Genomic DNA, 22,223 nt, shown 5'->3' with positions numbered 1-22,223 from the left:
CTGTACTTACTACAAACCAAGGTGGGAAACCAACATGAAAATGAATTCCTTATATACTCGAATCCATACCATTGTGAAACACTTGGAACGTGCACGACTAACCTCAAAGACATATATCCCTGAGCTTTATCATAAAGAAAGTGGATACCACTCCTGGGAACTGGTGCATGAGGACCCTTCCTCCTGGAACGTATTCCGTAAGGGTGATGGCTGGGGTGGCAAAGATGTACACAGCTGCTTTAAAACCCGCATTCGAATTCCGGATCATCTGGAAGGAAAAAAGGTCGTGTGTACCATCGTTACTGGTGCTGATGACATCTGGAATTACGATAATCCGCAATTCTTAGCATTCCTCAATGGGGAACTGATCTGCGGTCTAGACGTGAACCATACGGAAATTGACCTGACACCCGCTGCGGCAAAAGGTGATGAATTCGAACTGGCATTATATGCGTATTGCAGTACGTCTGCTGCGGATGTTTTTCTAAATGTATATATCGCCGAGCATCATCAGCAAGTCTCCGATTTGTATTACGATCTCAAGGCTGCGCTGGATGCTGCGGATCTGTTGCGTGAGGATGATCTGGAGCGCCTGAAGTTGGTCGAACATCTGAATAAAGCCGTGAATTTGCTGGATTTGCGTCAGGAAAACAGTGCAGAATTCCATGCGTCGGTACTGGAAGCGCGCCGATATCTGCAAGATCATGTCTATGGTGATATCCGCCCTGCCTTTGACCACATCCCTACCGTGCACTGTATCGGACACACGCATATCGATGTGGCATGGCTGTGGACGCTGGATCAGACTCGGGAGAAGGTCATTCGTAGCTTCGCGAGTGTATTGTATCTGATGGACAAGTTCCCGGAGTATACCTTTATGTCCTCTCAGCCCCAGCTGTATGCATACCTGAAAGCAGACTACCCGTCCCTATATGAAAAAATCAAAGAAAAGGTGGCCGAAGGCCGCTGGGAAGCGGAAGGTTCAATGTGGCTGGAAGCCGATTGTAACCTGATCTCGGGTGAATCCATGATTCGTCAGATTATATACGGGAAACGTTTCTTCAAGGAAGAATTCGGTGTGGAGAACCGTGTGCTCTGGTTGCCGGATGTATTTGGTTATAGTGCAGCTATGCCGCAGATTATGCGCAAGAGCGGCATTGATTATTTTATGACAACCAAAATTGCCTGGAATGATACAAACCAAATTCCAAACGATACGATGTACTGGAAAGGAATCGACGGATCAGAGGTCCTGACCCACTTTATCACAGCAACAGACTATGACAAACACCCTGATTTCAGGCAGCGTCGCTTCGAAACGACCTATAATGGACGATTTAATGCTTCGCAAGTGAAAGGCACGTGGCAACGATACCAGAACAAAAACATCAATGCAGATGTCCTGCAATGTTTCGGATTCGGAGATGGCGGCGGCGGACCAACCGAAGAGATGCTGGAGCATGGCAGACGACTTGATGTCGGATTGCCGGGTGTACCTGCGGTGAAACGTACCTTTGTACGCGAGTTTTTCGAGAAGCTGGAGCAAAATCTGGCTGATGTTCCTTCCGTTCCTCGCTGGTCGGGTGAGCTGTATCTGGAGTATCACCGGGGTACCTATACTTCCATGGCGCGTAACAAACGGTACAACCGTCATAGTGAATTTGCGCTGGCCGATGCCGAGCTGTATGCCATGATTCATCGTCAGGCGAATGCACAGGCGGCCTATCCAACCGATGCACTGGAGCATGCATGGAAGCTGACGATGCTGAACCAGTTCCATGATATTCTCCCGGGCAGCTCCATTGAGCAGGTATATGTGGATTCCAAGGAGCAATATGAAGAAGTTCTGCGTGTCACGGATGAGCTGAAAGACAGTGCGCTGAACGGCATTGCAAGCCAAATTACATCTGATGGCGAAGCCATTGTAGTATTCAACACGACCGGATTTGTACGGACGGATGTGGTTGAACTGCCTGCTTTTGCGAGAAAAGTAACCGTCTATGATGGAGATCGCCCTGTACCAAGCCAGCGGACTCCCGAAGGCGGACTTGTATTCCTTGCAGAGAACGTGCCTGCATCCGGGTATAAATCCTTCCGAATTACACCAGATCTGACAGACGAGCTTGTTGCGGGCGTATCGGTTGCACAGTGGGAAGCAGATCGGCGCCACATCCATACACCTTGGTACGATATTCACCTGAATGAAAGTGCCGAGTTCACATCCGTATGGGACAAGCTGGAGGGCCGTGAGCTGCTTCAGTCTGGCAAGCGTGGTAACGTGCTGCAAGTGTTCGAGGATCGACCTGCGGAATACGAGGCATGGAACATTGACGATTATTATGAACAGCATATGTGGGAGATTAATGACCTGCAGTCGCTGGAGTGGGTTGAAAGTGGGCCGGTACGTTCCGTGCTTCAAGTGAAGCGACAGTTCCTGGACTCGGTCATTGAGCAGACGATCATCTTCTATGCGCACACGCGCCGGATTGATTTCCGTACGTTTGTGGATTGGAAGCAGGAGCATTTGCTGCTGAAAGCCGCTTTCCCGCTGGATATCTGGAGTGAAAAGGCCGTCTACGAAATCCAGTACGGCAACGTTGAGCGTGCTACCCACCGTAATACGAGCTGGGATCAAGCCCGGTTTGAAGTATGCGGGCAGAAGTGGGCCGATCTGGCGGAGAACGGGTACGGTGTTGCTCTGCTGAACGACTGCAAATACGGATATGATATTCATAACTCGGTGATGCGACTGTCGCTGATCAAGAGCGCAACGTACCCGAATGAAAATGCCGACAAAGAGCAGCACGTATTCACCTACGCGCTCTATCCGCATCAGGGCGACTTCCGTGAAGGACGTGTCATCCAAGCTGCTTATGATCTCAACCGTCCGCTGGTTGCCCGTGAAGTAAGTCCGCAAACCGGTACGTTGCCGGGAACATGGTCAATTGCATCGGTCGATCAGGATAATGTCGTGCTGGAGGTTATCAAAAAAGCCGAGAACAACGATGATATGATCATCCGAGTCTACGAAGCACATGGCCGCCGCAGCCGTGCTTCCCTGCAATTGCCTGAGGGAGCAGGTGCTACGGCGTACGCGTGTGATTTGCTCGAGAATAACGAAGCGGAATGCGCCATGAAAAATGGTCGAATTTCTTTTGATATCAAACCGTATGAGATTCTGACCTTCCGTATCCCTGCTGAACAGTAAACAGAAATTACGCAACATGAAAAACTGCAACATTGCTTAATATGCTTCAACAATAAAGCAATAAAGGGCTGCCTCCTGTCATATCTGACATGAGAGCAGCCCTTCATTTGTCGTTCTTTAAAATTCTTCGTACTCGCTTGGGTCCTGATCCCACAAACGTCCATCTGGACGATTAAATACAGAGATGACCTGCATCTCTTCTGTGCTCAACTCAAAATCGAATATATCGATATTTTCCTGTTGATGCTGCAAGGAGCCGGCTTTCGGAATGGGAATGGAACCCAGTTGAACATGCCAGCGCAGAATGATCTGGGTTGGCGTTTTGCCATGCGTTTCCGCAATCCGAAGAATGTTCTCATCCTTCAGAATATCCTGTACGGCATCATTGCCACGTCCAATCGGACTCCAGGATTCGTTCACGATGCCATGCTTTTTATCCTGTTCCCGCTGATCGGCTTGGTCAAAGAACGGATGCAGCTCAATCTGATTCAGACTCGGCGCTATCCCCGTTTCCTTAATCAGCCGATCATTGTGCTCAGGCAGGAAGTTGCTGACTCCAATGGATCGGATATATCCACGTTTTTTGGCTTCGATCAGTGCTTGCCAGGCCTCGACATACATGTCCTTTTTCGGATTGGGCCAGTGAATCAGATACAGGTCGTAATAATCCAGATCCGCTCTGTACAGGGATTCCTGGATCGCCACAAGTGCTTTATCATGAGCGTGATAACGCCCCGGCAGCTTCGAGGAAATGAGCAGTTCTTCTCTGGCGATGGAGCTTTGTTTGATTGCTCTGCCCACCGTTGCCTCATTCTCATAGTTATACGCCGTATCAATTAATCGATAACCCGTATCCATTGCGGACGCGATCGATTCAACGCCTTCTTCACCTTTTAAACTATAGGTACCAAATCCAATTGCAGGCACTTTCAAGCCATCGTTCAATGTATATTCCGGAATTTGATGATTCATCTGAAGACTCTCCTTTGCAAAAGGTATACGAACAATATGGTAAAAATAATGCCCCTCTCCGTTTATCTACCCCTCCATACGCGCTTGAATCAATTGGAAGTCACCACTCCGTTTTAGTCGGGTGACGGCTTCCTCTTCTAGCTCTCATGAAGAACGCTCTCCTTTTCATTCAAACGAAGAGATGGGCGTGGCCGATATCGGTTGATTGCCTATAAAGTTCTTAATAGCCATAGCAGCCTGCTTATACCCGCCAGCATCGCGTAACGTTTTCCCAATAACCTCAGCATGCTCCTTGTAGGAGGCATTACCGAGCACTTCTAATACTGCGTTTCTAAGCACATCGGGTGTAAGGTTATTTTTGTCCACGATGACCCCTGCTCCCAACTCCTGTACCCGGCCTGCTACACGCGGCTGATCCGATGTTAACGGAAGCATGATTAATGGTACATTGTAATACAAAGCTTCGCTGGTACTGTTCATGCCTGCATGTGTTAGAAAAGCATCTACACACTGCAACACTTCCAATTGAGGGACATAGGGTCTTATGATGAAATTGTCAGGAATGAGATCAGCAATGGGCTCTATATCGGTATCCTTCCCAGAAGATAATATAAACTGCACAGGCAAATTACGAAAGGCCGTAAAGCAAAGCTTATAAAAATCAAGATCTTTATTTAAAATGGTTCCCATCGAAATATAAACGACCTGCTTATAAAGAGCATGCAGAGATTCATTTGCAAAAGCTGGCGCATCCTTGCGTGGGATAATGGATGGGCCGGTGAACACAAAGCTGTCGTCCAGCTTGTCCCCCATGGGTTGAAAATAACGACTTGTATAGACAATCTTCAGTTGTCCTGAATGCCCTGAAAGTTCCGCCAGGGAAGGTACAGCCACATCGAACTGGGAAGCTATTTGCTGGGACATTTCCACGATGCTATTATATAGCTCCTTGACCTCCTCCGTATCATCATTCAGTTGATTGTCTGATCCAAGAGGCTCCACAAAAACAAAGGTGCTGGTTGAGCATACCGTTGGTATACCTAACTTCTCACCTAGAATTTGTCCTCCCCAGCCTATGATGGAGTCAAAAATGATATAATCGTAGGTTTCAAGTTCGATCAGATTCAGAACATCTGGAATAAACCGTTGAATAACTTTTGCCAATATCATATATAAAAATTGGTAAGGATGCTTGAGTTCAAATGGCTTCATACCAGGGTTGTTGAGCAGGGTTGCCTCGTTGAAGGAATAGGCCTTAAATTGTGCGCCTAACGCATCAATCTTCGTCCGGTATTTTTCGGTACAACAGTAAACCACTTCATCACCGTTCTCTACCAGTTCCTTGATTAATCCAAGCGACGGATTGATATGGCCTTCTGCAGGGATCATCACAACTAATACACGTGCCACGGCACTCACCTCCATTAAATTTTCCAATGCACTCAAGTGGGGGATATGGTAACCCATTCTTCCAGACCATTGGCTTGAATAAATAAAACTCTACTACCTCATTGAGGCGGTAGAGTTCCTATTCATGAGACGGAAGCATTAAAGTCTACGATACCTAACGTTTTTTACTCTCACGAGCTGGTCACGGCACCCAGACATCCCTTTTATAAAAGGTTACGCTGTAAGCATCGGTATCGCTGTATCGTCCATCTTTGCTTATCACTTTAAAATATACATTATTGTAGTCGACAAGAACTGTATCCGCTCCTGACGTATTCGTAGAAGAAGCAACCAAATTTCCAGCGCTGTCATAGGCGTACAGATCGTAATCATAGCCGGAAGGAGAACCCAGCACGACAGATTTGCCATGCCCTCTCAATGTAAAGTAGTCTACATCTGTCGGGGATGATAGATAAGACCAAGCACTTCCACCCCAGTAAGCCGGACCGTAGGGAGTGGCCACCGTTTGCGTTGGGATTTTATACGCGCTGCTCAAAGTGTCATTCGACTCGTAATTATCCGCCAAGGCCGTACCCACAATCGATCCTGATAAAAGCGTTATCATAATAGCAGAATACAATGTTTTCTTCATTTCATTCTCCCTCCATTTCTTTTGAAAAGTTAGCACGCCAAAGAGAATTCATGCTTTTCCCTCGTTCATAGACACGCCTGATCAGAAAAAGCTCCAAATCACTCCTTTCAAAATATGGAATTAATTATAATATAATGAAAAATATATGTATTGTCTACTTGTTTTTACAGTAATTCTGTTTTGCTAACTGTATTTGATCCCGATTCCAGAACTGTGCCGTCAGTCTCATAAATAAAACATTTGGATGTGTTCCTGTGATTTTAAAATTAGCCAACTTGTTAAGACTCCACGTATCCTCACCCGTGGCCGAAATGGAGGGCATCCAAACGTAAAAACGACCACCAATATGGTGGCCGTCACATCTATTTTAATAAATCTTCTTAGTACTCTCGCGCATATTGCTTATCCTCTTTCAGTTGCACAATGTCATGTCCGGTTGGATTCTGGAAGGCCCGTAGTCCAAATGTTGACGCCACCGCGAAGATATGGTCAAAGATATCCGCCTGAACGTTCTCATATACACCCCAGTTAATATCATTGCTGAATGCATAGATTTCCAAAGGCAGCCCGCGATCTTCCGGTGCTAATTGTCGCACAATCATCGTCATATCTTTATTGATTTTTGGATGGTTCCTCAAATATTGATGGATATATTCCCGGAACACACCAACGTTTGTGAGCTGTCTGCCGTTCACGTTGCTTTCAGTGTTGACCTGGTGCTCCATGTTGTACGCTTGAATTTCTTTCAATTTTGCCGTGACATAATCAGTCAGGTAGTGGATTTTCTCAAATTCAGCCACCATCTCTTCCGTACAAAAACGGATACTGCTGATATCAATATAAATACTCCGCTTAATCCTTCTGCCGCCGGACACCTGCATGCCTCTCCAGTTACGGAACGAATCCGAAATGAGGGCGTAGCTTGGAATCATCGTAATCGTTTTATCAAAATTCATAACCTTTACCGTGTTTAATGTAATGTCGATGACGTCACCGTCCGCATTATACTTTGGCATCTCGATCCAGTCACCAACGCGCACCATATCGTTCGACGATAGCTGTACACCCGCCACGAGGCCCAGGATCGAGTCTTTGAATACGAGCATTAATACCGCCGATAACGCCCCAAGTCCACTAAGGATAATGAGCGGGTTCTGTCCGATCAGGCTGGAGATGACGATAATACCCCCGATAATGAACAGGACAATCTTGGCTACCTGAATGTAACTCTTGATTGGGCGAATCTTCGACACCTCATAGGTACGATAGATATCATCGAATACATTCAGCAGAGCATTCAGAACCGTAATCATGATTACAATCATATAGGTCATTGCTGATTTTTCAATTATGGCCTGATAGGGCGAGAAAATATAAGCAGAATAATAGATTATAATGGCTGGCACAAGATGCGACAGCTTCTGAAATAAATTTTTCTGAACCACAATATGGCCCCACTTGAAACGGTTGTTACTTACGATACGATGGACCGTCTTCAGTACCACTCGCTTAGCAATCACATTCGCCAATATCGAGATCACTGCTATAAAAATAATCATAATGATGTTTGAAAGATAACCAATGGAGGGTCCACTCATGCCGAGTTCTTCTAGTTGATTTCTGATAAAGTCCATTGTTTCCTCCTGACATAATCTAGTTTAGCCTATTATTATAAAGTAGTTTGAGAGGGCAAGCAAAGTTTGTGCCTCCACTTCATTCTTCCTATGTATTATATATATTAAAAAAAGACCCTGTCATTCAAAGAATGATGGGTCCACTTAATTATGTCGTCTTTATATCATGATCACGAGAAATGTCTAACAACTCACTCACCGTCACCAAACGGTACCCTTCCGCGACCAGTTCCTCCACCAGCACACGAACCGCCTCCACCGTCTGGGAACGATCCCCGTACCCGTCATGGAATATGAGCACGCTGCCAGGTTTCGCCGCAGACCGGGTATGCTCCAGAATGTGCTCAACACCGGGATTGTCCCAATCCCTCGCATCACCGTTCACCGCACCAATCGTCCGATATCCACGCTCCGCCGCCAGAGACAGTATATCATCGTTTACGCCAAAATACGGCGGGCGGAAGCAGCGGGCAGGTTGCCCCGTAACTTCTTGAACAAGATTTTCTGCGCGTTGCAGCTCCTCCCCGGCTTCCTCCAGCGTCAACTTGGTCAGATCTGGATGCGTGTACGTATGGTTGGCAATCTCATGCCCTTCACGATGCACCTCCACCGCAATCTCCGGGTGGTTCTCTATCTCTTGGCCAATCATGAAAAACGTCGCCTGCCCACCGGCACGCCGGAATATCTCAAGCACTTGAGGTGTATAGACCGGATGCGGCCCATCATCAAACGTGAACGCCACAACCTTTTCCCGAACAGACTCCTGCTCTACCATCGCGATATTGACCATACTATAATGACCCCTCTCTGCAACTGCCTGGCTACATACCCCCTTATTATTCCATGACCACAGGCTCCGGTCCAGTCCAGAGATCACACCTTGCGAAATCCTGAATCAGCCGATATCCACCAGAAAGAGAGTACAGAGAGCGAACAGCAAGCCCTTCTACCGCCACGTCCTCCAGTCCAGCCACCAGCTAACCTTTGATCGCACCTGCGATCATACTCTTTTGCACCTGTTTGTTCAGCAGCAGATAGATGACCACCGTCGGCACCGTCGTAATCATCAGTCCAGCACCAATGATACCCCATTGCGTAATGTACGTTCCCACCATCGACATCATGCCCACCGTCAATGTCTGATAAGCCGTGTTATTGATAAACGTAACTGCAAACATCAGCTCATTCCAGCATGACAGAAATGTGAAGATGGCTACCGTTGATATAGCCGGGGTTACCAGAGGCAGGATAATGGAGAAAAACGTCCGGTATATGCCGCAGCCGTCGATAACCGCCGACTCCTCCATCTCTCTTGGGATACTTTTGAAAAAACTGCCCAGAATGAATACAGCCATCGGAATGCCAAATGCCACATAGGGAATGATCAGAGACCAGTAGCTGTTGAGCAGACTCAGATTCTTCAAAATAATAAACAATGGCAGCAGCGCCGCATGAATCGGCACCATCATGCCCAGCAAAATGATCGTCATCGTCAACCCGCTGAGCTTCCAGTTCATTCTTGTGATTGCGTAACCCGTCATGGAGGACAGGATCAGTACCAAGACAATGGAGGCCGCAGTAACCAGCACACTATTCATAAAATAGGTCAGCACATGGCCGTCGGACATTGCTTTGGTGTAGTTGCTCCACAGAAACGCTTTGGGCAACCCGGCCACATCACCGCTGAAGATCTCACTATTATCCTTCAGGGAAAACAGCGCCAGCCAGATGAGCGGGTAGATCTGCACAATCGCAACGAGGATCAGAAACGCTTGCAGGAACACTTTCCCGATCGGTCCGGAGATGGACCTCGGCTTGGGCTTTTTTTGCAACATGACTTCTACGGTACTCATGCCTTATGCCTCCCTCTACTCCGTTTTGAACAATGAATTAATGAGGATCGTACACACCAGACACTCCACAATGATAAAGACCGAGATCGCACTGCCATATCCGTACCGGAACGTATCAAAAATGGTAGCGTACATCAGCGTGCTTGGCACTTCAGTGGTGTAAAATGGCCCACCACCTGTCAGCACATAGATCAGGTCAAACACCTTGAATGCACCGATGACCGAAAAAACAAGGCTTACCTTCAAAATTGGCTTCATCAGCGGGATCATGATGGACCACGCCGTGCGAATACGGGAAGCACCATCCATTCGAGCAGCTTCGAGCACATCCTGAGACACGGACTTCGCACCTGCATACATCAGCAGCATGTGATACCCCACGTACTGCCACAAGGTCGGAATAAACGATGCCGCCAGCGCGGTGTCCTTCTGTCCCAGCCAATCTTGTGCCAGGCTGGATAAGCCGATACTTTGCAGTAGCACGTTCAGCAGACCATAATCGGCATTGTAGATTTTTGACCACAACTGGGCAATAACCACCGTTGAGATCAACACCGGGATGAAATACACGGTCCGGTAGAAACCTTCTCCCTTGATGTTGGACGCAAGAATCAGTGCGAGCACCAGCGAGATCGGCAGTTGAATGAACACCGAAGCACCCGCGAATAACAGGGAGTTCTTGATCGAATTCAGCACACGGGTATCCTTAAACATCTCTACATAGTTGTCCAGGCCGATAAATGTACCCCTGCCTACGCCGTTCCAGTCCAGCAGACTGTAATAACTGGAGACAAAGATCGGAATAAGCACAATGCCGCAGAACAGAAGCAGCGTCGGCAGTACAAAGACGGCGATCGTGCCTTTATTGGAAAATACAGAGTTCATTATTGTTCTCCTCTCAAAGGCGTGACCGGGATATACCGGACCACGCCTTGTTTGGGTTCATCTTCATTGTTAGCAGGCTTCAGCTTGGCAAGCTCAAAAGCGTACACATGTAAGGATTACAGTTGCGCACATAATAACCTGCGCGACCTACAAGCTCAGCTCTGTTGGTTTGAGCTGTGCCATCTGTTTGCAGAACTCCTCCGGTGTTACATCGCCGGCAAGCAGCTGGGCAATCAGGTTTTTGTGCGCTTCGGCAGACTCCGCTGGCAGAATGTTATCCCACCACGCGATGAATGAGGTCGCCGTTTTCATAATATCTGCCGCAGACAAATCTAGGGAGGACAGGCTGGACGTGTCGAGTGTATCTGTTTTCCAGCTTGGCAGGCCGGCTCCAGCCAGGAAACCTTGTGTACCAAGCTGCTCGCTCAGATACATGAGGAATTCCACGGCTTCCTTCGAATGCTTGGTATTCTGGTTGATGTAGAAACCATCGACGGCTCCGCCGAAGATTTCGGTATTTGTGCCTTTGCCATCTTCAAATACCGGGAACGGAATCACTTTCACTTTGCCTTTGACAGCGGAGGACGGGTCCTCAATTCCTGCATTCACCCAGTTGGCCTGGAACATCATCGCCCCGTTGCCTGCATTAAATGCCCCAAGCATCTCGTCATAGCTCATGCTGAACATGCTACTGTTGAATGCTCCTGCTTGTGCAAGCTGCTGCATTTTGGTCGCGGCGGCTACAAAGTCGGGCGAATCCCATTTCGACGGATCTTTAAAGGCTTCCATCACCGCAGCATTGCCTGCCTGACGCATCGCAATAATGTCGTACCAGTACATGCCCGGCCAGCGGTCCTTTTCTCCAATCACAGCCGGGGTGATCCCCGCCGCTTTCAGCTTGGAGACTGCATCCAGCAATTCGTTATAGGTGGTCGGAATCTTGGCACCCGCCTGCTCGAACAGTTCTGTATTCACGTAAAGGTTGGCGATATGTGTGTACACGGGCAATGTGTAGATTTTGCCGTCCATATTGATGGCCTCAGCCATTCCCGGACCCATTCGTTCTTTGATATCGTCCGTCAGGTAACTTGAGATTTCCAGCACATTGCCGGATTTGATGTACGGCTGCATGAAGCTGCCGCCACCCATGCCATAGAACAGGTCTGGCGCCTCACCAGCCGCAATCGATGTTTTGACTTTGGTTTTATACTGTTCTCCTGTCGTGCCCGTACGTTCAACCTGGATGTCCGGATGCTCACTGTTCCATTTCTCAACAATCTCGGGCAGCAGCTTGGCCGAAGGATCGGTATTGCCAACCGATTGATCCCATAGCGTCAGCTTGATCTTGCCATTACTTTCCCCCTGTGTACCACCGGATGAACCGGATGAACATGCCGCCAGACTGCTTACAATTCCCAGAGTCAGAATTAGACTTGCTGATTTTTTTAATAGCGCTTTCATCTCTAGGGACCTCCCTATGTGTTTTAGTTCGTTCTAGCCCATATTTTAGGCGAACTGTGCGTTGTTCTCCATTTAGAAAACAGGCATCGATTTGTAATATTCGAACATATGTGGAATTGGAACTGGTAGTGTGGGGGGTACATTCTCGTTTTTCAGGTTTTTACATTCCGATATTCGTTCATGGACCGACCGATATGTTTTTTGAACAAGACGCTGAAATAATGCGGGTCCGGGATGCCTACCTGCTGCCCAATCTCATACCCCCTTAAATCGGTCTGCTTCAGCAACGTTTCGGCCTTTCTCATACGAAGCTGCGTCATATATTCCACAAATGTCTGCCCGGTTTCTTTTTTCATCAGCCGGCCCAGATGGCCCGAACTTACGTAAAAAGCAGCCGCGGTGCTGGAAAGCCCCACTTCCGCATTGCCCATGTTCTCTTCAAGATAAGCCATCACCCGGTCGATCAGATTACCTTCCTTGGTCTGTCGTTTGGCTTGTATGACATCCGATACCGTGCGGACATGTTGCTCCAACATGCTTTTTAGTTCAGGCAGATGACCTGCTGTAAAAATGGCCGCAACGGCCTCTTTGTTCAATGCGTACTCTCCCTCAAGCTGTTGCTCTATGGCGGCACGCTGGCACTCCGTAACCACATCCATGGCTGCCATCCGAAACTGTGAAACGTCCGAGAACGGCACAGACAGCATACGCTCCAGCAACAATACGGCTTCTTCCCCCGCACCAACACTGACGTAAAATTGCAGTTGTTGGAGCAACTGAGCATCCGAGTGGTAGGGCCTCTTACCGCCTTCGATGACCAGATCCTCGAAGCAAATAACCTGATTTTTCCCCACAAACGCCTGATAATCGAGTGCACGACAAGCTTCCCGGTATCCCACACAGGCCCTTCCCCATCCTGATTGCCATTGCCCAATCCCTACGGTCACATCAACTTCACACCCTTTGAGCTTAAGTGTATGTTGAAGTTCTTCCTGAAGCTGTTGCACCTGATTGGCAAATTCCGTATCCTCACCAAATGAGAGCACAACTATCCGGTTATGCGGGTCCATGATGATAATGGTTTGCGAATCCTGCGGATAAAATGCCTGCACTTGCTTCATGCCTACCATTCGCAGCAAAATATGTATTTCCTCAGCGGGTTGTCGGTGGGCTTCTGTCTGATGCTGGCTTAAATGGAGTTGATCGTGTTGTTGTTGTTGTTGAGACCCTCGTTGTGCTTGGTGTGTTTGGAGTGTTTGGTGATATGGTTCGGACAGATGTGGATATACCTCTGGTGCAGCTATCTTCGCTTGCGGTACAGCAACCTCCACCTCCATTACTGCGATGCGTGATCCTGGTTCACCAGATGAGATAGGAATGCCAAAGAAACGCGCCTTCTCTTGTAGTTCGTCCTCAGGCATCACATCACTTAACCATTGATTCACAAACCTCTCCCTGAGATAAGGCAAGCTCTGCTTCATCTCCTCCCGCAGCTTCATCAGCTCGTACTCACGCCCCATCTCCTGCTCGATTGCCACTCGCAGCTTCGTCGTAACCTGTAATAATTCAGAAGCACGGATGGGTTTCAAAATAAAATCGGATATGCCCAGCTTCACACTCTGACGAGCATATTCAAATTCATCATGTCCCGTCACTACCACGATTTTTATGTTTGGGTAACGCTCCATGAGGATGCCGCTCAGTTCAATGCCGTCCATCTTGGGCATGTATATGTCCGTGAACACGATGTCCGGGCGCAACAGCTCGACCTGTTCCAAAGCCTCTGCAGCATCGGAGGCCTCGCCAATGATGTTCATGCCTTGCTGCTCCCAATCGATACGCATGCGCAGCAGATTACGGATGAGGTACTCGTCATCCACAATCAATACCTTTAATGGTTCCACAGTTAGTTCCATGATTCATCGGCTCCCTTCGGGATCGTTATGATAATGGTGGTTCCTTTTCCAACTTCGCTCTGCAGCTTGAGTCCATCTTCTCTGTCATAAAAAATGCGAAGCCGCTCCATCGTCCCCCATAAGCCAAAGCTTGGATTGTGTTTAGCGTTATAGGTAGGATTAGAAGTGTTAGATGGGTTAGATGAGTTCGAGCGATTAGACCTGTTCATTTCTGTTCGTTGAATCTGCTTCACTTCTTCCTCGGACATGCCGACTCCGTCGTCAGTGATCGTTAGAAGTACTCCCTCCTTGGATCGACGAGCTTGGATGCGTATCGTGCCCGGGCTGCCTTTGGGACGAATACCGTGATACAGCGAATTTTCCACCAACGGCTGGAGCACAAGCTTGGGAATCATCACTCGTTCACAGCCTGAATCGATATCGTACTGCACCTCAAATACACCGGGGTATCGCACCTGCTGGATCGTCAGATAATTGCGTACAATCTCAACCTCCTCGTGCAGTGTAATCAGTTCACGCCCTTTGCTGACACTCAGCCGATAATAACTTCCGAGCGCTTCTAACAGCTCACATACCTTCTCGTTCATACCCGACATTGCCAGGGAGGTAATGGAATCAAGTGTGTTGTATAGAAAATGCGGCTTGATCTGCGCCTGAAGTGTATTCAGCTCTGCTCGGCGGATCGTCTGCTGCTCCTGAATGATGCGTTTCAACATCTGCTCAATCTGCTCGATCATCTGGTTGTAACCTCCATATAGCTGTGCGAATTCGTAACTGTTCAGCTCAACCGTCACTTTGCGGAAGTTGCCGCTTGGTGCTTTCTGCATGGAGCGAAGCAGCTTGTGAATCGGCTTAATGACGCTGCGCGAGATGATGAATGAACTGACAAAAAAGACAGTCCCGTTTACCGCCAGTAGGATCAGCGCAAGCATCACCATGGATTTATTGCGGGTATCGGTAGCCTGGTATGGGCTCATGCTGATGAATTTCCACTGATCATCACCAGACGAACGATAGGTAACCGCATATTCCTGACCACCTGATTGCAAGGTGATGAAGCCGGAGGATTGCTCTTGAAATGTTTGTTTTAACTTGGCCTGATTGGCCTCTAACATCTCGTGCATCCCTTCCTGTCCAGAAGCCACAGATATGGATTCGCCGGATACAGCAGGCACGGCCTTCTTTCCATCGGTAGCGTTGGTTGCAATCACCCGCTGATGCTCATCCAGGATGGCCACCTGAAATGAATCCGGTGCAGACAGGTTGGCATAGGCTTGAGCAATGGATTTTCCCTTGATGTTCATGACCAGAAATCCAAGTGGAGACGTATCATCCAAATCTCGAATGAGGCGAATAAACGAGACCACCTCTTGCCCATCATTCTCCCCCGTTGCCGAGACTCCGCTGTCGTTGTTGCCACCATTCAGCCTGAGCAGATATCTTCCGTTATGCTTCAGTGCCTGTTCGTACCACGGCGCTTCCTTCACATTCGCTTCCATAAACGTGGGCCATTCCTGTGTACCAACCGAGAATCGGTGCCCCGAATTATCGTAAATATATACTGAATCGATAATTGGAACCGCTTGCATAAGATTGGTCAAATACGCGCTGACCTTGGACTGTGTCTGTAAATTGGAGTACACATTGCCCTGCCGCAGCAGGTTCTGCAAGTTGGGATCGGAGAAAATCATTTTCGAATAATTGTTCACGTTCTCGATCATCAGATTAACGTTGGTCTCAATGGATGTAATTGTCTGCAGTGATGCTTCATTGATCTTTCGTTGCGCGTCATTTTCCGAGATTCGATTCAAAACCAACGCACTAAACGCCACCGTTAGCAGAATAATGACAAAGTAGGCAAACGGAATTTTAAAAGCGAGTGTCTTGGGCTTGCGTTGAATGAACGCTTTGAAACGGGGAGTCCAATTCGTCTTCATTGCGCTGGTGTTCGCTTTTGCATTTGCGTTTGCTTCTGCATCGCTCTCAATATCTGATTGGGCTGTTGCTTTCACTTCTATTTTTCACCCCCTTCTGTTACTTCTCTTGCTCCTTCATCTGTTGTTGCATCTTTTGCTCTTTGATTCACTGTGACCCTCCTTTGGTTCCGATGTGTGATGGGTTTATCGGTTGTGATCGGATGACCTGTTGTGATATCCACCACTTCTCGGATTTTATACAATTGTATATTATAGGACTGTGCATGGAGGAGGCTCAACTCTTTTTATCGCTTGGATATAGCTTGACTGAGTGAAGTAGAATGAGGCTTTGGAGATCTGATCGTGGTGAATGCTGCGGGTAGGGGCCCCTAATTGGAGCCGCAAGAAGTACTGCTTTATAAAATGTTGGAGATACAGATAATAAGTTGGAGTTTGTGCCGATTGGAGAGTGAAGCGGGGGACGCGAAGGATCTGAACACACAAAAGACGATGATAAACGTCTAGCTTGAGATGCGCATACTTTTGAGCAAGATTACAATATCTACGGGCATAATCTTACTACTTACAGAGTGTTGATCGAGTGGTTAAGGCTGGGAAGTCCAATTATGGTCTTCTCGTATGATGAATTTAAGTGGGGAAAATGTTGGGGGCAAACTGCCCTCGGGCAGGACAAGTACAGAGTTCGTTATGGTAAGAAACAGCGAATCGTGATCAAAGCGAGAATTCGGTAACGCCTTTTTTGGAGGCATATTTCAGCGTGTAGCTTCCTTCTGTGCCATATGGCATCGTAGCGATTTGGATGCGGGTATAATCCAACCGACTCTCTCTCAGCACTTTTTTAATCAGCGCTATGCTCCGATTTTCGTCCGTTACCACACAGAAAATGTTCATTACATATTCCTTCGGATTAGTCACACGGCTGCCCAGGTCACATCCATCCACCTCTCCCAACTCCGCCTGGGTCAGAACGGTTTCCAGATATTCCATCACCTTTTCCTTCAACCAATGATCTCGTTTGCTACCCTGCGCGCTCTTCAGCGGATATTGCACCACAAGCCAGTATTTTTCATTCATTTAGCTTCACCAACCAATCTTTATATGATAGGACATTACATTATGTGTAGGGCACTTGAACGATAAAAATGCATATGTCAGCCTTACATTTCTCCAGTTCAAAATGGGCTAGATAATTGACCTTACTGCTTTTTGAAATTGTACTGCCCTTCCATTTGCAGGATGAGGAACATGGTGATGTTTAATGAGTTGGGAGCTTAACGTGTCTGCTGACTTTCTGCCAATAGCCACGATCTGAGCATCAGGATTCAGTTGCATAAGCTGTCTGGCGAATACCACACCATCCTCCAACTCTGCCAAAGTCGGCGTTCGATTCGTCATCCTGTTTTCGGCAGATTGATATGGATGAAAGGGATAGATGTTCCAAAATATAAAGTCCGTTGGTTTCCACCTTGAACTGGATAACACTTCGCCCCATATGATGGATGCTGTCGGTTCTGCAAATCCATACAGTGCCTGACTCCGGTTAGGTTTGACGATATTGGGCAGGCTTGTTCGGACACCCGGCTCACCTGAAAAAATCATCTGGTGATTCACCAGCGAGTGATTCCCGGTAACCATTCGCTCGGACGTCAAAGGTACGCCGGAGAACCTCGCCCCTTGATATCCCACAGCTTCAGCAATAAAAATGTACCGAGCCTTGGACATTCTTGGCTCCAAATACCTGACCAAATGTTCAGAACGAATCTTCACCGCTTCGGGGCCGATATCATAGCCCGTCACATAATCTCTCCAAGGATTAATCACATTTACTGGCGACACATATGCTTGTACCCCTGCAACAAACTCGCGAATCTGTTGCTGCGTTTGGCTCATGCATCTTTTCCTCCTTTGGGAGATTACAGAGTAAATCGGGCTTGCATCAGCTTATTTTACAAAGATTATATCATAAACAGAAAAACCACCAACCAGAACGCTGGTTGATGGTGGATAGAAACTGTAGAAAACTATTGTGGTATAACTTCTTCCCACTGACCATTGGTGGTTTCTTTGTAGGTAAAAATGTTTCCATCATACTTTCCCTGAATAAAGTTAGAACCCGCTTCTTTCCATTCCTTAGTAACAGATAGGACAACTTTAGAATTCTGTGAATTTGTTAAAATGTATTTCCCTCTTGATAAATTAATCTCAAAGGCTACTGGATAAAAATCGTACCAGAATAGTTTGTCTGATTTCTCTCCCAATATACCCGCATCACCAACTTTAGAGAAATGAGGACTGATGACTCGAAACCTGAACTCCAACCACTTTCTGGGATCTAAAGGGAATTCGTAATGACTATTGGGCTCCACTATAATATATGACTTTTCAGGAACCGGGTGTTGAACTTGAACTTTGTGCTCGATTATTTCTTTTGATATTATTCGAAAAACTAAATATACCAATATGAATAGTATCGAAGTAATTACAGGTAATTTAGGCTTGTTCCTCAAAAAAACACTCAATCCAAGACCAATAATTAACGGAAACCATATCCATGGATCTCCCAATGTAATGGCTCCCATAATATATGATTTATCGCTAAGTGGATAGAATGCTGGTAAATCATGTCCCATATAGTCTAAAAATAAGTGTCCAAACAAGACAGATAAAATAGAAGATCCCCAGATTAATTTGAAACTTGTCTTTTTATAGAACAGTTTTGTCAAACAGGCTATACCTAAAGCTAAAAGGGGTGTAAACAATATAGAATGGGACCATGGAGCTACACTTCTATCCCCAAAAATATCAGGAATTATTCCACACAGAGCACCCGAACATAGACATATTATAAGATTTTTCCATGTATCCCTTGGCAAAAAGCAGTATGCAATTACCGCCCCAAGAAGAGCATGTGATAGAACATGAAAAAACAAATATAAATACGGATCCAAAATAACTACTCCTTTACTCTATTATTATAAATATTGTATTTAATGTTAAACATTATAAATTATTTTTTCATATAAAAGACCCTGAGAGTCGAACCTTTTCCAAAGGTCTGCAGGGAGTAGTCTCCGTTTGGATGTATCCAATCTACTTTCTTAGATCCCACAACAATTGTTGGTTCGTATGTACTTTCTCTTATCATAATTCGGTCTAGCTAAAGCTGGCTATAGATACCTATATACGTTTCAGAACCTAAATGTACCTGATATAATTTCTGGGAGCTGTTTTTGACCTATATATACCTCGATTTCCTCCATTTATATAATTTAGGTTATTATATCATAAAATAAAAATCCACCAACCAGAACAATGGTTGGTGGATTTTGCTTACTTTAATGGAGGCGAGGGGAGTCGAACAATTGTCCGAAGAATGTATTATCAATGATGATAACCTGATCTGCGATGGCTAGAGCCGGTTTAAGATTCTTCAATGACTGGCCGTATCGATAACGAATGTCTTCTTCTGCAATCCAATGTCCACCTTGTTCAACACGAGAGGCAACACGATCTATATGCATTTGAACATCCTCAAGGCCGATATAGTAAACAACAATTTCATAATTGTTTTATTTAGCAATTTCCATATGTTTTTTAGTAAACAAAAGACCTTTCCAAAAAGTATGGAAAGGTCTTTTGTTTACTTGTTTCTTATTGATATTTCGAACAACTTATAATTAGTCGTTCTTTTAAATAGTGCTACTTCTTACTTCGTCAAACTCACACACTAAAATCCATATAATATTTGTTATTATCAATCTTATAAATCCTCACCCCGTATCTCCCATAATCCCTGAGGTGTTTGTTTTCAACTCTTTCTCCTAGAGGAACACCAAGGCGTGTTCGAAAATACCTACCCATTATGCTGTTGTTTTGGCATGTCTGAATAGCTTTTCTATAGTCTTGGGCCATTTTGCATACAAGCGTGTTCCCATCATCAGTATGTATTTCAAAAACGCTATTTCTAGGAGGGAAGAATTTGGGGTCAACATTATGAACGCGTTTCGATACAGGTATATACGCCTGGTTCGGTTCACGCCCTGCCCGTTGCCCCCAGTTAAGTCCGGCTCTGCGATGAACGTAACCTGTAGCTCTTTCGGTCAATTGTAAGTCAAAAAAACTATACTCGTCTAAATTACCCAAATCTATCCCCATACGTATACCTCCCAATAATATATTTCATATTAGTATAACAGAAATATCTTATTCTTTAACAACTACACCGCCTTTTATATACTGGACTAAGCGCTCCCAATCTGTGTTAGTATTTCTTAACCATAACAAGGGCATTCCATAGTTTAATGCATTATATAATTCAGCTCCAATGAATACATTCCAATCGGGATGAGCTATCTTCTTTTTAGCAATCGACTCTTCCAGCACTTTAGAAAAGTACTCCGCATTATTACCTTCTCTATACTTCTTCTCAAGATCTTTGTATATCCACTTGCTATATAGCTTACTTCCTTGTGTGAAAGAAAAGTAAGGTCGATCATAGCTATCAACAATAGCCTTTCGACTGGCAAAACCTATTACTTCTACGATCCATGCATTATTTTTATAACTAAACGGATCTTTTTCAAAATTTTTGCTATCACTTATTGAATTAACTCTTCCGACTAAATAAATATCCGCATTAAATTTATACTTTTCAATTAAAAGCCATTGCCCCTTTTCACTTACACCTTTTATATCGACTTTAGTATTGTTGTGAAGTTCGTTTCCATCTAAGATTATTGTGGCTAAGTCATTACTATCATCGGTTTGCAGTTGATCTGGGTAAATATTAAGATCAACCTCAAAGCTAAACCCATATTTTTTTTCAAAAAATGATTTGTAAGCAAACTCAACTACTTTTCCTCTTACATGGTCAGCTATGTAGTCATTTTCTATTCGATTGAAAGACCTCCCGAATTGCTTTTCACTAGCTGCGCTTTGATCATATAACTGTTTTGCAAAATCATAGCATCTATTAACACTTTCTTGATCTACCTTAAAAAGACGATTCATAAACTTCACTCCTAAATGTTGAATCAATTATTTACACAAAAATCTTGCTGCAAAATGACTAATTGTATGTTACTCTTTTATATAGAATTACGTACACAGAGGTTTAACATTTCGAATGTAGAACAAGTGTTTCTATAATGATATAATTATTATTAATTGCAAGGAGGTCCTATTAATGGAGTTTAGAAAAGGCGAGTTGTTTAATGGACCTGGTGGATTTGCGCTTGGTGCTCAAATGGCTAAAGTCGTAGCCAATGGAATAGAGTACACCGTTAAACATAAATGGTCTAATGACTATAAAGAAGATACCTGCGAGACGTACCGACAGAACATTTGTCCGGAAAATCCAGAAACAGTGCAACATGGTGATGTACGCGAACTCGACTTAGAACAGCTTGGAGAAATTGATTGTTTTATATATGGTTTTCCATGTAATGATTTTTCGCTGGTTGGAGAGAAAAAGGGTTTTGACGGCACTTTCGGTCCTTTGTATACTTACGGCATTAAGGTATTGAATTTATACAAGCCTAAGTGGTTTATTGCAGAGAACGTCGGGGGCCTGCAAAGTGCAAATGACGGACAGGCATTTATTCAAATCCTAAAGGAGATGAAAGACGCTGGATATCGCTTAACCCCACACTTATACAATTTTGCTCATTACGGTGTTCCTCAGGCTAGACAGAGAATAATAATCATTGGTTTTAGAGATGACTTAAATATGGAGTACAAAGTCCCAGCCCCAACTCATGGACCAGAGAGATTGCTACCATACCGCACAGCATCTGAAGCTCTACTCGATCCCCCTATACCCTCTGACGCATTCAATCACGAGTATACCCGTCATACCCAAAAGGTAATTGATATGCTCAATTATATACCACCTGGAGAGAATGCCTGGTATAAAGGGATACCTGAAACTTTACAATTGAATGTAAAGGGTGCTCGAATGAGTCAAATATACAGACGTCTTCATCCCGATTCACCATCGTATACCGTCACAGGAAGTGGCGGGGGCGGAACCCACATGTATCACTGGTCTGAACCCCGAGCTTTGACCAACAGGGAACGAGCAAGAATTCAAACGTTTCCAGATGATTTTATTTTTACTGGTGGTAAAGAAAGCGTTAGAATGCAAGTGGGTATGGCTGTTCCACCATTAGGTGCAAAAGTAATAGTGGAATCCGTTTTAAAAACGTATGCTGGTGTTCAATATGAGTCAGTTAAACCCAAATGGGACATTGACCAGTTACTTAGCCAGACTGCATTAAAAGAACTCGTAATTGTATAATCAATATATTACCTCCCT

General features: G+C 45.6%; 19 protein-coding genes. 2 read left to right on the top strand and 17 right to left on the bottom strand.

The window, feature by feature from the left end; genetic code table 11:
- Positions 1-34: 34 nt before the first annotated feature.
- Positions 35-3,208, top strand: a complete 3,174-nt coding sequence (locus MKY01_RS01055) for an alpha-mannosidase (protein WP_127546385.1) — start codon at positions 35-37, stop codon at positions 3,206-3,208.
- Positions 3,209-3,325: 117 nt separating this feature from the next.
- On the opposite strand, the gene MKY01_RS01050 is transcribed toward MKY01_RS01055, so the two are convergent.
- The 17 genes from MKY01_RS01050 to MKY01_RS00970 all read right to left on the bottom strand — a co-directional run bounded on the left by MKY01_RS01050 (position 3,326) and on the right by MKY01_RS00970 (position 20,917).
- Complete coding sequence (locus MKY01_RS01050; RefSeq protein ID WP_339285021.1) at positions 3,326-4,180, bottom strand: aldo/keto reductase; 855 nt, start codon at positions 4,178-4,180, stop codon at positions 3,326-3,328.
- A gap of 165 nt (positions 4,181-4,345) precedes the next feature.
- The gene (locus tag MKY01_RS01045; RefSeq protein WP_339285019.1) at positions 4,346-5,590 is read right to left on the bottom strand and encodes a macrolide family glycosyltransferase; all 1,245 of its coding nucleotides are present in this window, start codon (positions 5,588-5,590) and stop codon (positions 4,346-4,348) included.
- Between the two features lie 181 nt (positions 5,591-5,771).
- Positions 5,772-6,221, bottom strand: a complete 450-nt coding sequence (locus MKY01_RS01040) for a hypothetical protein (protein ID WP_339285018.1) — start codon at positions 6,219-6,221, stop codon at positions 5,772-5,774.
- A 380-nt stretch (positions 6,222-6,601) separates the two neighbouring features.
- Positions 6,602-7,855 (bottom strand): mechanosensitive ion channel domain-containing protein, encoded by a 1,254-nt coding sequence (locus MKY01_RS01035; RefSeq protein WP_221822323.1) that lies wholly within the window; start codon positions 7,853-7,855, stop codon positions 6,602-6,604.
- Between the two features lie 148 nt (positions 7,856-8,003).
- Positions 8,004-8,645: a polysaccharide deacetylase family protein gene (locus tag MKY01_RS01030; RefSeq protein ID WP_339285016.1), complete on the bottom strand. Its 642-nt coding sequence runs from the start codon at positions 8,643-8,645 to the stop codon at positions 8,004-8,006.
- Between the two features lie 46 nt (positions 8,646-8,691).
- Positions 8,692-8,829, bottom strand: coding sequence for a hypothetical protein (locus MKY01_RS01025; protein WP_339285014.1), 138 nt, complete (start codon positions 8,827-8,829; stop codon positions 8,692-8,694).
- A gap of 3 nt (positions 8,830-8,832) precedes the next feature.
- Complete coding sequence (locus MKY01_RS01020) at positions 8,833-9,708, bottom strand: carbohydrate ABC transporter permease (protein ID WP_339285012.1); 876 nt, start codon at positions 9,706-9,708, stop codon at positions 8,833-8,835.
- Positions 9,709-9,723: 15 nt separating this feature from the next.
- Positions 9,724-10,593 carry a sugar ABC transporter permease gene (locus tag MKY01_RS01015; RefSeq protein ID WP_339285010.1) on the bottom strand — a complete coding sequence of 290 codons (870 nt, stop codon included), beginning with the start codon at positions 10,591-10,593 and terminating at the stop codon, positions 9,724-9,726.
- A 147-nt stretch (positions 10,594-10,740) separates the two neighbouring features.
- A complete protein-coding gene (locus MKY01_RS01010; protein ID WP_282319728.1) occupies positions 10,741-12,054 on the bottom strand; it encodes an extracellular solute-binding protein in 1,314 nt (437 codons plus the stop codon).
- Between the two features lie 152 nt (positions 12,055-12,206).
- Complete coding sequence (locus MKY01_RS01005) at positions 12,207-13,970, bottom strand: response regulator (RefSeq protein ID WP_339285008.1); 1,764 nt, start codon at positions 13,968-13,970, stop codon at positions 12,207-12,209.
- Positions 13,961-15,982, bottom strand: a complete 2,022-nt coding sequence (locus MKY01_RS01000; protein WP_339285006.1) for a sensor histidine kinase — start codon at positions 15,980-15,982, stop codon at positions 13,961-13,963. The genes MKY01_RS01005 and MKY01_RS01000 overlap by 10 nt, the downstream gene beginning before the upstream one ends.
- A gap of 636 nt (positions 15,983-16,618) precedes the next feature.
- Complete coding sequence (locus MKY01_RS00995; RefSeq protein ID WP_127546361.1) at positions 16,619-16,981, bottom strand: hypothetical protein; 363 nt, start codon at positions 16,979-16,981, stop codon at positions 16,619-16,621.
- 108 nt (positions 16,982-17,089) lie between these two features.
- A complete protein-coding gene (locus tag MKY01_RS00990) occupies positions 17,090-17,797 on the bottom strand; it encodes a uracil-DNA glycosylase (protein WP_127546358.1) in 708 nt (235 codons plus the stop codon).
- 131 nt (positions 17,798-17,928) lie between these two features.
- Positions 17,929-18,855: a metal-dependent hydrolase gene (locus tag MKY01_RS00985; protein WP_164783172.1), complete on the bottom strand. Its 927-nt coding sequence runs from the start codon at positions 18,853-18,855 to the stop codon at positions 17,929-17,931.
- Positions 18,856-19,242: 387 nt separating this feature from the next.
- A complete protein-coding gene (locus MKY01_RS00980; RefSeq protein ID WP_255319745.1) occupies positions 19,243-19,428 on the bottom strand; it encodes a hypothetical protein in 186 nt (61 codons plus the stop codon).
- Between the two features lie 199 nt (positions 19,429-19,627).
- Complete coding sequence (locus MKY01_RS00975) at positions 19,628-20,062, bottom strand: restriction endonuclease PLD domain-containing protein (protein WP_127546352.1); 435 nt, start codon at positions 20,060-20,062, stop codon at positions 19,628-19,630.
- Positions 20,063-20,110: 48 nt separating this feature from the next.
- Positions 20,111-20,917: a hypothetical protein gene (locus MKY01_RS00970; RefSeq protein ID WP_127546349.1), complete on the bottom strand. Its 807-nt coding sequence runs from the start codon at positions 20,915-20,917 to the stop codon at positions 20,111-20,113.
- Positions 20,918-21,092: 175 nt separating this feature from the next.
- On the opposite strand from MKY01_RS00970, the gene MKY01_RS00965 reads away from it, so the two are divergent.
- Positions 21,093-22,205, top strand: coding sequence for a DNA cytosine methyltransferase (locus tag MKY01_RS00965; RefSeq protein WP_127546346.1), 1,113 nt, complete (start codon positions 21,093-21,095; stop codon positions 22,203-22,205).
- The last annotated feature ends 18 nt before the right edge of the window (positions 22,206-22,223 follow it).

It is taken from the genome of Paenibacillus sp. FSL R5-0486 (assembly GCF_037975155.1).
Lineage (GTDB): Bacteria > Bacillota > Bacilli > Paenibacillales > Paenibacillaceae > Paenibacillus > Paenibacillus amylolyticus.
The sequence above is the reverse complement of the archived record's forward strand: the minus strand, read 5'-3'. Positions and strand labels throughout refer to the sequence as shown.

What these genes read in the sequence shown, in the direction of transcription:
- MKY01_RS01005 (WP_339285008.1), bottom strand. Translation starts at nt 13,970, where the DNA reads ATGGAACTAACTGTGGAACCATTAAAGGTATTGATTGTGGATGACGAG.
- MKY01_RS00965 (WP_127546346.1), top strand. Translation starts at nt 21,093, where the DNA reads ATGGAGTTTAGAAAAGGCGAGTTGTTTAATGGACCTGGTGGATTTGCG.
- MKY01_RS00975 (WP_127546352.1), bottom strand. Translation starts at nt 20,062, where the DNA reads ATGGGGATAGATTTGGGTAATTTAGACGAGTATAGTTTTTTTGACTTA.
- MKY01_RS01035 (WP_221822323.1), bottom strand. Translation starts at nt 7,855, where the DNA reads ATGGACTTTATCAGAAATCAACTAGAAGAACTCGGCATGAGTGGACCC.
- MKY01_RS01030 (WP_339285016.1), bottom strand. Translation starts at nt 8,645, where the DNA reads ATGGTCAATATCGCGATGGTAGAGCAGGAGTCTGTTCGGGAAAAGGTT.
- MKY01_RS01050 (WP_339285021.1), bottom strand. Translation starts at nt 4,180, where the DNA reads ATGAATCATCAAATTCCGGAATATACATTGAACGATGGCTTGAAAGTG.
- MKY01_RS00980 (WP_255319745.1), bottom strand. Translation starts at nt 19,428, where the DNA reads ATGCATATAGATCGTGTTGCCTCTCGTGTTGAACAAGGTGGACATTGG.
- MKY01_RS01055 (WP_127546385.1), top strand. Translation starts at nt 35, where the DNA reads ATGAAAATGAATTCCTTATATACTCGAATCCATACCATTGTGAAACAC.
- MKY01_RS01040 (WP_339285018.1), bottom strand. Translation starts at nt 6,221, where the DNA reads ATGAAGAAAACATTGTATTCTGCTATTATGATAACGCTTTTATCAGGA.
- MKY01_RS01020 (WP_339285012.1), bottom strand. Translation starts at nt 9,708, where the DNA reads ATGAGTACCGTAGAAGTCATGTTGCAAAAAAAGCCCAAGCCGAGGTCC.
- MKY01_RS00970 (WP_127546349.1), bottom strand. Translation starts at nt 20,917, where the DNA reads ATGAATCGTCTTTTTAAGGTAGATCAAGAAAGTGTTAATAGATGCTAT.
- MKY01_RS01010 (WP_282319728.1), bottom strand. Translation starts at nt 12,054, where the DNA reads ATGAAAGCGCTATTAAAAAAATCAGCAAGTCTAATTCTGACTCTGGGA.
- MKY01_RS01015 (WP_339285010.1), bottom strand. Translation starts at nt 10,593, where the DNA reads ATGAACTCTGTATTTTCCAATAAAGGCACGATCGCCGTCTTTGTACTG.
- MKY01_RS00990 (WP_127546358.1), bottom strand. Translation starts at nt 17,797, where the DNA reads ATGAGCCAAACGCAGCAACAGATTCGCGAGTTTGTTGCAGGGGTACAA.
- MKY01_RS00995 (WP_127546361.1), bottom strand. Translation starts at nt 16,981, where the DNA reads ATGAATGAAAAATACTGGCTTGTGGTGCAATATCCGCTGAAGAGCGCG.